The 12,469-nt window shown below is 45.2% G+C and carries 12 protein-coding genes; 6 read left to right on the forward strand and 6 right to left on the reverse strand.

The genetic code is table 11. The annotated features are described in order from the left end of the window. Positions 1–8 precede the first annotated feature (8 nt). Genes B5Z18_RS25155 through B5Z18_RS25165 form a run of 3 tightly spaced genes read left to right on the forward strand, consistent with a single transcriptional unit; the run spans position 9 to position 4,230 of the window. On the forward strand, positions 9–1,895 hold the full coding sequence (locus B5Z18_RS25155; protein WP_079472283.1) for a RagB/SusD family nutrient uptake outer membrane protein: 1,887 nt from the start codon (positions 9–11) through the stop codon (positions 1,893–1,895). Between the two features lie 24 nt (positions 1,896–1,919). Continuing rightward, the gene (locus tag B5Z18_RS25160; RefSeq protein WP_079472284.1) at positions 1,920–3,104 is read left to right on the forward strand and encodes a DUF5000 domain-containing lipoprotein; all 1,185 of its coding nucleotides are present in this window, start codon (positions 1,920–1,922) and stop codon (positions 3,102–3,104) included. 28 nt (positions 3,105–3,132) lie between these two features. Then, entirely contained in the window at positions 3,133–4,230 is a 1,098-nt protein-coding gene (locus tag B5Z18_RS25165) for a DUF4998 domain-containing protein (RefSeq protein WP_079472285.1), read from the forward strand. A gap of 92 nt (positions 4,231–4,322) precedes the next feature. Here the strand turns inward: B5Z18_RS25165 and B5Z18_RS25170 are convergent, their stop codons facing one another. The 4 genes from B5Z18_RS25170 to B5Z18_RS25185 all read right to left on the reverse strand — a co-directional run bounded on the left by B5Z18_RS25170 (position 4,323) and on the right by B5Z18_RS25185 (position 7,860). Next, positions 4,323–5,093 carry an SDR family oxidoreductase gene (locus B5Z18_RS25170; RefSeq protein WP_079472286.1) on the reverse strand — a complete coding sequence of 257 codons (771 nt, stop codon included), beginning with the start codon at positions 5,091–5,093 and terminating at the stop codon, positions 4,323–4,325. A 35-nt stretch (positions 5,094–5,128) separates the two neighbouring features. After that, positions 5,129–5,884, reverse strand: a complete 756-nt coding sequence (locus tag B5Z18_RS25175; protein WP_079472287.1) for an SDR family NAD(P)-dependent oxidoreductase — start codon at positions 5,882–5,884, stop codon at positions 5,129–5,131. A 129-nt stretch (positions 5,885–6,013) separates the two neighbouring features. After that, positions 6,014–6,637: a DUF2306 domain-containing protein gene (locus B5Z18_RS25180; protein ID WP_079472288.1), complete on the reverse strand. Its 624-nt coding sequence runs from the start codon at positions 6,635–6,637 to the stop codon at positions 6,014–6,016. A gap of 71 nt (positions 6,638–6,708) precedes the next feature. After that, on the reverse strand, positions 6,709–7,860 hold the full coding sequence (locus B5Z18_RS25185) for a helix-turn-helix domain-containing protein (protein WP_079472289.1): 1,152 nt from the start codon (positions 7,858–7,860) through the stop codon (positions 6,709–6,711). Between the two features lie 165 nt (positions 7,861–8,025). Here B5Z18_RS25185 and B5Z18_RS25190 point away from each other — a divergent pair, with 165 nt between their 5' ends. Then, positions 8,026–8,772 (forward strand): alpha/beta fold hydrolase, encoded by a 747-nt coding sequence (locus B5Z18_RS25190; protein WP_079472290.1) that lies wholly within the window; start codon positions 8,026–8,028, stop codon positions 8,770–8,772. 42 nt (positions 8,773–8,814) lie between these two features. Continuing rightward, positions 8,815–9,732: a helix-turn-helix domain-containing protein gene (locus tag B5Z18_RS25195; protein WP_079472291.1), complete on the forward strand. Its 918-nt coding sequence runs from the start codon at positions 8,815–8,817 to the stop codon at positions 9,730–9,732. A gap of 30 nt (positions 9,733–9,762) precedes the next feature. Here B5Z18_RS25195 and B5Z18_RS25200 read toward each other — a convergent pair whose 3' ends face one another. Beyond that, positions 9,763–11,025: a glucuronyl esterase domain-containing protein gene (locus tag B5Z18_RS25200; protein ID WP_079472292.1), complete on the reverse strand. Its 1,263-nt coding sequence runs from the start codon at positions 11,023–11,025 to the stop codon at positions 9,763–9,765. A 267-nt stretch (positions 11,026–11,292) separates the two neighbouring features. Between B5Z18_RS25200 and B5Z18_RS25205 the strand changes: the two genes are divergently transcribed. Further along, complete coding sequence (locus B5Z18_RS25205; RefSeq protein ID WP_079472293.1) at positions 11,293–11,964, forward strand: Crp/Fnr family transcriptional regulator; 672 nt, start codon at positions 11,293–11,295, stop codon at positions 11,962–11,964. A 286-nt stretch (positions 11,965–12,250) separates the two neighbouring features. Here the strand turns inward: B5Z18_RS25205 and B5Z18_RS25210 are convergent, their stop codons facing one another. After that, positions 12,251–12,457: a hypothetical protein gene (locus B5Z18_RS25210; protein ID WP_079472294.1), complete on the reverse strand. Its 207-nt coding sequence runs from the start codon at positions 12,455–12,457 to the stop codon at positions 12,251–12,253. Positions 12,458–12,469 lie beyond the last annotated feature (12 nt).

Consider the following 12,469-nt stretch of genomic DNA (forward strand, 5'->3'; position numbering starts at 1 on the left):
AAAGCACCATGAAAGATAATATAACGATAAGGGCGCTCCTGGTATTGATTATACTCGCATGTAACTCCTGCGCGAAATTCCTCGATGTGGTACCCGATAATGTGGCCACGCTCGACAACGCCTTTACTACCCGCATAGAAGCCAAAAAATATTTATTCACCTGTTATTCTTATATGCCAAAGAACGGCGACCTCGGCGACGATCCTGCGATAGTTGGCGGCGACGAACTATGGCGGTTTTCCTCGGAAGGTGGCTTCTTCAGCATGGCCCAGGGATTCCAGAATGTGGTAGGCCCGCTGGGCGACCGGTGGGGGTATTATTTCAGGGCACTCCGCGACTGTAACATCTTCCTCGAAAATATCGCCAAAGTACCCGACCTGGCTGAAGAAGAAAGAAGACGCTGGATAGCAGAGGTAACGTTTCTGAAAGGCTATTACAACTTTTACCTGGTAACGATGTACGGCCCCATTCCGTTGATGAAAACCAATCTGCCCATCAATGCCGACGGCAACGATATCAACCTGTCGCGCGCACCGGTAGATTCCTGCTTCGATTACATCCTGGAACTGATCAACGAAGCAACTACCAACCTGCCTGCCACTATCATAGACCCCGCCAATGAGCTGGGCCGCGTTACCATGCCCATCGCGTTATCATTAAAAGCAAAAGTACTGGTGTATGCTGCCAGTCCGTTGTTTAATGGCAACAGCGATGAAGCCGGGCTTAAAAACCGCGATGGTACGCAGCTGTTTAATCCCACCTTCTCCAAAGCAAAATGGGATGCTGCCGCTACGGCCTGTAAAGCAGCCATAGACGCATGTCACCAGGCAGGAATGAAGCTTTATAAATACCACCCGGATTTTCAACAGTATGATCTTTCTGATACCATTATGACCCAGTTAAGTATCAGAAATGCTTTTTGTGAAAGATGGAACACCGGGATTATCTGGGCAAATACCCAAACCAATTCCACCGGCTTTCAACAGCTCATCACTACCTACATTGATCCGGCCAACAGGGATATCACGGTTGTTAAAGGCCAACTATCGCCTCCCCTGCATATGGCGGAATTGTTTTACTCCAGTCATGGCGTGCCCATTACAGAAGATAAAACCTGGGATTATGCCAACCGGTATAACCTGAAGGTAGCCGGTGAAACCGATAAACTCTATTTGTGGAAAGGCTATACCACCGCCTATTTAAACTTTAACAGGGAACCACGGTTCTACGCCGACTTAGGCTTTGACGGCGGTTTGTGGTACGGACAAGGACGTTATGACGACAAGAAATATTCCGACCTGTTTTACCTGGAAGGTAAATACAGGCAAAGAAATGGTTTTGGTAAACCAGGTTATGGATCTATTACCGGCTATTACCTGAAGAAGGCCGTTCAGTATCAGAACGTGATCGGAAGAGGAAACGATTATTCCGTTAATTCTTATTACTGGCCTATCATGCGGCTATCCGGTTTGTATCTCTTATATGCAGAGGCATTAAATGAATCAGCAGGACCGGGAGCAGAAGTATATAATTACGTAAACCAGGTACGCGAACAGGCAGGATTACAGTCTGTTGAATCATCCTGGACCACCTATTCCACCAATCCCATTAAATACACCACGCAAAGGGGTATGCGGGATATTATCCACCAGGAAGCCCTGATTGAACTGGCATTTGAAGGACAACGGTTCTGGGATCTCCGCCGGTGGAAAGAAGCGCAAACAGTATACAACCGACCGGTGAAAGGATGGGATCTGATCCAGGAAACAGCTGCTGGTTACTACCGGCCTAAAACCATCTTCAACCAAACATTCGGATTAAAAAATTATTTCTGGCCGATTAGTGAAGGCACCCTTTCTACCGATAGAAGTTTAGTACAAAACCTGGGGTGGTAACATCTCCCGAAAAAAACTAACGACATGAAACAACTACGTTATATTATCATCTCTATCTTAATCATTGTTGCCGGCTGGTCCTGCAAAAAAGAGAGCAGGATAAATTATACAGATGAAAATGCACCCGCGCCTGCCCCTGTCACCAATATAAAGGTGACCGTAAGCCCGGGAGCTGCCATCCTTACTTACAAGCTCCCCACAGATCCGCAACTCTCTTATATAAAAGCTGTATATGAAATGCAGCCGGGTGTTTTCAGGGAAGCCAAAGCCTCCTACTATACCGATACATTGCACCTGATTGGTTTTGGCGATACCCTCGTGCATAAGGTGCAGGTATTCAGCGTTGGTAAAAATGAAAAAGTATCTGCACCGGTGGAGCTAACCGTGCAGCCCTTGCGCCCCGCTGTCATCTCCGCTTTTTCTTCCATCACAATGGGCGCCACCTTTGGCGGCGTACAGATCTCTTTCCGCAACGACGCCAAAGATAACCTGGCCCTTACACTGATGATGGATTCTACCGGGCAAAATACCTGGACTACCGTAAACACCTTTTACACCGGCGCGCCACTGGGCACCTATTCCGTAAGAGGATTTGATACCACGGTAAAGAAGTTTGCCATCTTTGTAAGAGACCGGTGGAGTAACAGGTCTGATACATTGATTAAATCCCTGAAGCCGGTGTATGAAGAATTAATCTCTAAAAGTACCTGGAAAGAATTACGCCTGCCTACCGATACCTGGGCACAGGCAGATGGTGGCTATCAATTCAGCTGGCTGTTTGATAATAACATCAACAGCATCTTTGCTTCTACCAACCTGTCGGTACTTCCGCAATGGTCCACGATTGACCTGGGCAAGAAGGTAGTGCTAAGCCGTATTGTAGAGCACCAGCAGCAAGCCGATCACTTCTACGCCGGTTCGGCAGTAAAGAAATTTGAGCTATGGGGGTCTAATGATCCCAGTCCGGATGGAAGCTGGGACAACTGGCAGTTACTGGGCAGCTTTAACTCCTTTAAGCCTTCCGGGTTGCCGTTAGGCCAAACAACAGAAGAAGACAGGAACTACGCCTGGTTTAAGGGAGAAGATTTTTCTTTCGACAGGTTGCTGCCCGCGGTACGGTTTCTCCGCTTTAAAACGCTGGAAACTTACAGCATGTCCGGCCAGGTGGTGATAGCAGAAATAGATTTATGGGGTCAGCAGGTACCTTAATATTTTTCAACTCTTTAAAAGCAATAAGATGAAAAACATCTTTCATTATATCTCCATCCTATTCTCCATGCTGGTTATACTTACGGCCTGCAAAAAAATGGATAGCACCTATAAGCAGTTTGTTGTGCCGGATGGCATTGTATACCCCGGAAAGGCGAATAGCCCGGTAGCGAATGCCGGTCGTAACCGGGTGAAGATTTCCTGGCTGCGAGGCGCAGATCCCACGCTTACCGCTGCAAAGATCTTCTGGAATAATTTTGCGGATTCCGTAGAAATAAGCATTCCCCCCACCGGCGACACGATCAGTTATACGATTAACAATCTTCCTGAAAAGAGCTATTTATTCGTTATTAAAACCTACGACGCCAAAGGCGGTGTTTCTGTACCCGTGGAATTATTCGGCGCCAGCTATGGAGACGTGTATCAGTCGAGCCTGTTAGGCCGCCCGGTAGATGCAGGTATCCTCTATGCAGATTCCATTGTGGTGAAATGGGGCGGTGCGGACATCTCCAACGGCGCTTATGCCACGGAAGTAAAATACACCAATGTTTCAGGTGCCACGCAGGTGAAACGTTTCCCTGTCAGCGACGGGGCTTCCACTATTACTGATATGAAAGCAGGTATTACTTATCAATACCGGACCGTATACCTACCGGACTCACTCAGCATAGATACGTTTTACACGGACTATGTAACAAGTAAACCGTTTTTATTCAGTCCTAAAAACTGGCAGATCATAGACTTCTCCAGTCAGCATCCCGGTGATGAAAACCTCGTGACCAATGTAATCGATGGATCACCGAATACACGCTGGCATGCGTGGGTTGGCAATTCCAATTATCCGCATTTCTTTACTGTAGATATGGGAATTGTCCGGACCATTACCTCGTTTACATTATACCGTAAAACGGATGATGACAGGGCTTGCGATACGTTTAAACTGCTGGTGAGTACGGATAATGTTAACTGGAATGATCTGGGTACGTTTAACTTCAACCGTACCATTAATGATGGGCAGTCGTATGAGATACCTGCTCATCCTGCGGCGAGGTATTTTAAATTCATCGGGTTGAGCGGTTCTCAGAGTTATATTGTTTTAGGAGATATCAGTGCGTTTGGGTTTTAGCGTGTAAGATAAAGCCATCAGGATCGGGTGCTGAAATGCCGGCATTTCAGCGCCCGATTTTATTAATCCACGCAATGAAGGAGGAGCTGAATTTACTTCATCAGGCTGATATTGGTAAGCCCACCATCTGAAAGAATTTCAGTACCCACTATAAAAGCTGAATCGTCTGATGCTAAAAACACCGCCGCGTTCCCAATGTCGGACGGAAGTCCTTGTCTGCCTACAGGTGTAATATCTTTCCAGATCTGTTTTAATTGTTCCAATTGTTCCGGGGGAACAATTTTTCCAAAAACAGGCGTATCAATAGAACCTGGCGAAAGGGTATTCACCCTTATTCTTCTTGACAATAAATCCAGCGACAACCCTTTGGCCAGCGATATGATAGCCGCTTTGGCGGCGCTATAAATAGTCATTCCCGGCGCGGCCCGGTGGGCAGCACTTGATCCGATAAGTATAACGGAGGCGCCGTCGTTTAAATACGGCAGTGATTTTTGCACGGTGAAATAAGCGCTTTTCAGGTTCAGGTCCATGTAGCGGTCATAATTATCTTCTGTAACCTGGTCAATGGCAGCCATTGGCACACCATCCACGATGCCACCGGCATTCACTACCAGTGCGTCAATTTTCCCGAATTTCTCAAAGGTTGTTTTGAATATATCTTCCAGGTCACTGATGTTTGTTACATCTCCCTTAATACCTATAAAATCATTACCCAATGCGCTTACAGAACTATTCAAGGTGGCCTGGTTTCTGCCGGTGATAGTGCCCACTGCTCCTTCGTTTCTGAATGCTTCTGCAATGCCGAATCCAATACCGCTGTTACCACCTGTAACAACGGTTACTTTATTTTTCAATTTACCCATTTCTGTTAGTTGCTAAATTCATGAATACCTTAAAATCAAAAACCGTAAATGCCTCCAGATACGGAAATTTTCTCGCCTGTAATCCAGGCGGCGTCATCGGAAGCGAGGAATACGGCTACTCTGGCAATATCTTCCGGCTGCCCGGTACGGCCAAGCGGCGTATTGGCTACCATTTTTGTTTCAGCATCGCTGCCGATGAAGCCGGCGCTACGCGAACCTTCGGTTTCCACAACGCCTGGTAAGATAGAATTGATGCGGATATTTCTTCCGCTGAATTCTTTCGACAAAGCAATTGTAATAGCATCTAATGCTGCTTTGGTGGCGGAATATACCGACCCTGTGGGCAGCGGCATTTTACCTGCTTCAGAACTGATGTTGATGATATTGCCACCCTTATCGCCAAACAGCTTTAAAGATGCCTGGATGGCCAGTAAAGAACCCAGCACATTGACGCTGAACTGCTGATGAAAAGATGCTGCTGACACCTCTTCAATTGGCGCATAGTGGTAAATGCCCGCATTGTTTACCAAAATATCCAGCGTGCCGAAAGCATTCTTTGTTTCTTCAAAAAGCCTGGTTATATCGGCTTCTTTTGATACATCGGCCTGTACCAGGATGGCTGTGCCGCCCTTATCAGTTATGGCTTTCACTACGTGCTCCGCGCCTTCTTTACCTGACGCATAATTTACAACTACCTTTGCGCCTTCTGCTGCAAAATACCTGGCGATAGATGCGCCTATTCCTTTTGATGCGCCAGTAACTATGGCTACTTTGTTTCTTAATTTATCCATTGTTTCATTGATTTAATTCCTGAGCAGCAAAGTTAGGCAAGGAATGTATACTTTAGTAACATGGTATCATAAAGTAACAGTAACCTGGAGGTAACAAGGTAACTTATGAAGAAAACAGCCGGTGATTGTTTATCCCTGTTCAGGAGTTGCCAGGGCTGATTTTTGTGTCAGAAAGTAAGCGATGGTTAGATTGGGGATCCAGCACCACCAGGCCACAACGGTATAGGCAGTTTCGAAGTTGCCAAACAAGACAATCAGCAAAGGCATCCAGGCTCTTAGGGTAACTGCCGCAAAGCAGCAGGCGTAGCTATAAATCATCATATTTTTATGTGGTACCACTTGCCCGCTCCTGATGCGGAGGTATGCCATTAGCGTAGTATAAAACCAAATAAGGCTCAAGCTGATAAAGCCCAAGGCTACCGGAAGTCCTCCGGTTGCATAAAAAGCGATATTAAATCCTGCAAGAGCGCTTAGTAAAACAGCAATTACGTATAACCGGCCTATTCTCCTGTGGAGCGTTATATTTTTGCGCCTGATCCAGGGGCTAAATTGTATCCACCCAATCAGCAGCGCAAGCCCGCCAAAGATGATGTGCACATAAAAGCTCCCATACCAGAAGGGATTAAGAAAAAGTTCACCGGGTTTGATTTTTAATATCCCCACCTTCTTTTCACCCCAAAAGAACAAACCCGGATAAAGCCCCACTACAACCGACAACGCAACCAATAGCATCCATAATAACTTTTTTACCATCTTTTTTTAGTGGCAAAGAAAGATGGTATTCATTTCCCGGACGCTCCAAAAGGTAAGGTGGTCGCTTTTACTTAGGTTGCATTGCCCAATTGTATCTTCTCCTGCTGGCAGTATTCTTTGGGAGACAGGCCCGTTGCCTTTTTGAAATTGCGGTTGAAGGAGGTCTTTGAATTGAACCCCACCTCGAAAGCCAGGGAAAGGAGTGTAAAATTGCTGTTTTCGGGCAGTACCGCTATCCGCTGAAATTCCTTTATGCGGAAGTCGTTGATATAATCGTAAAAATTCCTTTGCTCCATTGAATTAATTACCTGCGACAAAGTATTGCTGTGAACGCCCAACCGCCCAGCCAATCCATCCAGGTTTAGCCCGGGGTCTTTAAAGAGCTTTTCCGTTTGCATTAACAGCGTTAACTCTTTGTGCACTTTTGACATCAGCTCAGGTTCCACAGCCGTTTTCAGGTATTTGGTTTTCTCAGTGCCATTGGCCAGGCTGCTCACACCAGGATCATTCCCTTCTTCCAATTTTATATCATCAGTATCCATCAACTGCGTATTCACCACCCGGTTGGTGAATATGCCCACTTGTTTTATTCCGAAATATCCAATAAACAAGATGAACAAATCGACCAGCATGAAGGTAGAAATATCATTTCCGAGTATAACGGATAACCAGATGGCGCCCATTCCAATGGTGAGGTAAACCAGCCAGTTCAGATTGATTTTCTCTGTATAAGAAAATTGTTTCTGGATATTTATGCTGTGCTTCTTTAATAATATCAGCGACCAAACCACGTAAATTATACCAGACGGTATAATGGGAAGACGTATTATTGAAACGAGTTTTTCATACCCAATACCATGATGCTGATAAACATTGATTTTATGATTAAAAGTCTGGATAAAGAAGCCTGACAATAAGATGTACGCAATCGTTGCAGGGATAAAATGGATAAACCAGTGCAGCCTTTTATTGCTTTGATTGACCAAAGCAGCAATGTACAAATACAAAAAAGGACCATGAATAAGTGGTAATGGAATTTCAACGCCCAGCAAATACGGGAATTCAACATAAGTTCCGGAAACCAGTGTGTAGTAGCAGAATAAATGAAGGGCAATCAGGGTTAACCATAGCGCTAAAATAAAGTCAGCAGTTGACTTACCCTTTTTTGTAAAAAGCAGCAACGCGAGAAACAGGGAGATGATTATTCCCGTTAAGTGAAACATCTTTTCTTTAATTTATATAGACCCGTCTTTTGATTAAAAATAGAACTTTTTGGCTAAAGCCCCCATCTCACATTTTGTTACAACTAAAGCAGATACGGTTAGGTCTGGCATCCTGCTATTCCTGAATTTTGTAATCTCAAACAATTTATTTCAATTAAACATTGTATGAAAAAAATAATTTTCATTTTAAGCATGACCATCTCTTCGTTCGCGTACGGACAGCAACACCAACCCCGTACTTTCCTCTTCGTTCCCGGTGCATGGGACGGTGGCTGGGACTATGCAAAAGTAGATTCCATTCTAAGCGCACATGGCGACATCGTTTACCGCCCGACACTTACAGGCCTCGGAGAAAAGATTCATCTCTCTAACCCTGATATCAACCTGACCACCTACATCAATGATATACTGAATGTGATCAGGTTCGAGAATCTGCATAATGTTATCCTTGTAGGTCATAGCTATGGCGGCATGGTCATTTCAGGCGTGGCGGAACAGGCGCCTGAGCGCATCAAACAGCTGATTTACCTGGATGCGATGGTACCTGAAAACGGAGAAAGTGCAAAAGACGTGTGTGGTGACCTCTGGGAGCCAATGGTCAGGGGCAATATCAAAGACAACATGGTGCTTTATCCTTTTGGCCCGGCAAAGCTTGTTCCGCCTATGGATGTGCCGCAACCATTGAATACCTTTATCGAACCGCTGCAGATCAGCAACCCAATGGTTAAAAAGATCCCAACAGCCTTTCTCCAGATGACGAAAGACGGTAAGGGAAGTCCGGAACACGATAAAATGGGAATATTGAAAGCCAGGGCAAGAAAGTGGAAAATCTATACACTTGAAGGCGGACACTACTCCATGCGTGAGCAACCGGAAAACCTGGTAAAGAAGCTGGAAGAGATCGTACAGTAATAGCCTGCGGCAGTCGTTAAACATTTATCAGTAACTTAGGATATGGAAAACAGGGTGATCCACAGAATAAAAACGATCAGTGAATACCATAAGGTAATGGGACTTCCCAAGCCGGAACATCCACTGATCAGCGTTGTCGATTACGGGGCCATACAGCTCCCCTGCAAGGCCAGTATGGGTTTCCTGTTCGACTTTTATTCCATCCTTATCGACAGGGATTTTAAAGGCAATATGAAATACGGGCAGCAGTCGGGCGACTTTGAGGAAGGCGTACTTTTTTTCATGGCGCCGGGTCAGGTGTTTGAAGTGAGTCTTGCAGAAGCGGAAAACACCAACCGCTCTGGCCGGGTATTACTCATCCATCCCGATTTTCTATGGAAAACCACGTTGGCAAAGAAAATCAGGCAATATGACTTTTTCAGCTATTCTGTCAATGAGGCGCTTTTCCTGTCGGATAAAGAAGAAAAGTCGATCCTTGCCATCATGGAAGGCATGGTGCAGGAGTACCGGAATAATATTGACAAATTCAGTGACACCGTAATCATTGCGCAACTGGAACTGCTTTTGACCTATGCGGAACGGTTTTACCAGCGGCAGTTCATTACCCGCAAAAAATATAGCCATACGATCCTTGACCGCTTAGAATCCTTACTGGATGAATATTTCAATAGCGACCAGCTATCCATAGAAGGAATACCCACCGTTAAATATGTGGCCTCCTCATTGAATGTCTCTGCAGGATACCTCAGCAACTTACTGAAAGTCCTGACCGGCAAAAGCACACAACACTACCTCCAGGACAGGCTGATTGAACATGCGAAGACGCAATTATCCACGACGAATCAGTCTGTGAGTGAAATTGCCTATGGATTGGGTTTTGAGCACCCGCAGTCATTCAGCAGGCTGTTCAAGTCAAGGACTAACTTGTCGCCTTTGGCGTTCAGGGAAAAGTTCAATTGAGGTCAGGAGCGCGGTTGCCAATACTATTTATTACTTATTGAAGAACCGGTTTGCAAAACGTATGTATTGATCCCAGTCGTAGGGCGTTATGGCATGTTCGCCTTTCCGGAGATGATAACCGATCACACCATCGCCCACCGGCTGGCTGATACCCAGCGGCACAGGTGTGCTTAATCCTTTCAAACCATACAGTGCATATACCGGGGTGGCATACCATCCGGATAAGTATTCACCCAATGGGTCTGCCCACTGGTCTTGCGAAGCGCTGGCTATATATACCGGCCGCGGCGCTATTAATGCAATTAATTCGTGGAAATCTACCGGTAATTCATCTTCTTTATCGTTATACTTTTTAAAATTCCCGCAAAACCAGTGCGGGAATGCCTTATTCATTACGGCAATGGTTTCACCGTATTTCCTTCTCGTAATGGCCGCCCCTCCCTCTCCCGAATTATTGGAAATGACCATAGCAAATCGCTGATCCTGCGCGCCGGCCCAAAGCGCTGTTTTACCTAAACGGGAATGCCCCATCACTATCACTTTTTTTGCATCAATATCACCGTCTGTTTCCATGTAATCGAGCGCCCGGCTTAAACCCCAGGCCCATACACCTATGGCGCCCCATTCATCTGCAGCAGGTTCTTTTTGCCCTTTCGTATAAAACAAAGGAGCCACACCTGCATTCACGCTATTCACACTATCCGGCTGAAGATCGCCATAATACACAGTAGCTACCCCATACCCTGCCGCAATAATCTTTTCAACGCACCAATCGTTGCTTTGTACGCCACGTGAAGCTGCTGTTCCCAAATGATTTTTATAGGCAGGCTCCGTGGCATATTTAACCCACCGTTTTGAAATAAGTATGCCCGTATCGGCATTCACAACCTGGTTACCTCCAAAGTTCAATCCCACAAACACTGGCACAGGCTTGTTCTTTGGCAGGTAGAGTAAAATATCCATGTAATATTTTTCGTTCCGCGAAAAATATACGCGCACCTGTTTCCGGGTAGCTGTTCCATTTAATGCATTATGACTAACCGATAATGGTACAAACCTCAATGGGATATTCTTTACAGGAGTTTTGCCCTGAACATTCTTTTCAAATAATGCTATTACTTCCGGCCGGCGGATCTTCTCCCAATCTGCCACCGTATTTATCTCTTTACCTGATTGCGTACGCAACACATCCGGCAGATGGTAATCAACCGCTGCCTCATTTGGATGTTGAGCAAAGCAGGCAGGAAGGATTGCCAGCTGTATAAGAAAGCTTAGTATAGTTTTTGGGTTCATGTGCTATAAATTATCCGGGTAAGATAATAATCATACAATAGTGCATTACTCCAATTTACAAAGAAATGATCGAACAACTATCCTGCACCTTCACGTGGTAAGACCCTGGTAATCGTCTTTTTCATCTTCTGAGCAATTAAATAAATTTCCATCATCCCTTCTTGTTAGTTTTTATGAAAAAGTTTAATTTACTGGTATAGCTGGTTGTCATTAACATCATCACCCCATATCCACGGCAATGGATCATTCCCAAACATACGCATTGCTATGAAAAGAAAGCATCGTGGCACAAAGGTGCTGCATATGGTTAACTCCATGTCCCCGGAAGTTCAGCATTATTTTGAGATAATGTTCAACGACTTAAAAGTACATCACCCGTTTTTCTCAGACGCATTAAAAAACGCCATTATCGATAGCTGTGAAGTATTCTCTTTTAAGAGGAATGATATCCTGCTGGACTATGGCGAAACCTGCAGGTACTGCTATTTTTGCATTAAAGGACTGGTTACGGGAAGATATATAAAAGATGGTGCTGAAAAGGCGAAGTGGTTCTTTGCAGAACATGATATGATTATTTCGGTAAAGAGTTTTTTTAACCAGGTAGCCAGTTTAGATAAGCTGGTTGCCAAGGAGCCTACTATATGCCTGGCTATACCATGGGAAAAACTGGAAACGATTTATGAGGAATATCCCGAATTCAATAAGATAGGCAGGAAACTAACGGAGTACTACTATGAGCTTGCGGAGGAAAGAGCCATGTGGATCAATTATGACGCGGAAGGACGTTACCACCTGCTTTTTAAAGCCTACCCTAAACTGGCAAACCGGATATCGGATACGGATCTGTCGTCCTATCTCGGTATTACCCGGCAGTATTTAAGTACTATCAGGAAGCACCGCATAAATAAGTATAACCAGATTCCGGGGCAGCGGTTATAAGCCCGGAAAATTGTCATATATCTTAACAATCTTCTTAAACCAGCCTCCTAATTTTGGGGAAGCAAAAGTCGCCCGGCTGCATTCAGCATCTCCTTATGCATATTCTATGTTTCTTAACCTCAAAATAAATTGTTCATGATTACCCAAACCAAACAAGCACCATACTGATTATTACCGTTAGCGGCAGCCAGCTGTTAAAAAGCCCCCCGCATGCCTGCGGGGGACTCTCAAAACTGTTCTGAATTGTTGCAACTTTCCTCAGAACAGGTAGCAGAGGGTGTTCCTGCTACTCATTTTTAACAGCGGCCTGGCTTACACCTGTCATGATGCTGCCTGCTACTGCTAATACCTGGGCTACTTCCCCTACTATAGACGGGAGTTGTAGTGGTAACCCTATCACTGCTGCTGCCAGCGCAGTGAGAATGAGCCCTATGTTGCGCACCTTCACAAAGAAAGGTGGTGTGGGGGCAATTAACCGGTTTACTAATTCCATACAGGATTTGTT

The organism is Chitinophaga ginsengisegetis, from assembly GCF_900168065.1.
Classification (GTDB): domain Bacteria; phylum Bacteroidota; class Bacteroidia; order Chitinophagales; family Chitinophagaceae; genus Chitinophaga; species Chitinophaga ginsengisegetis.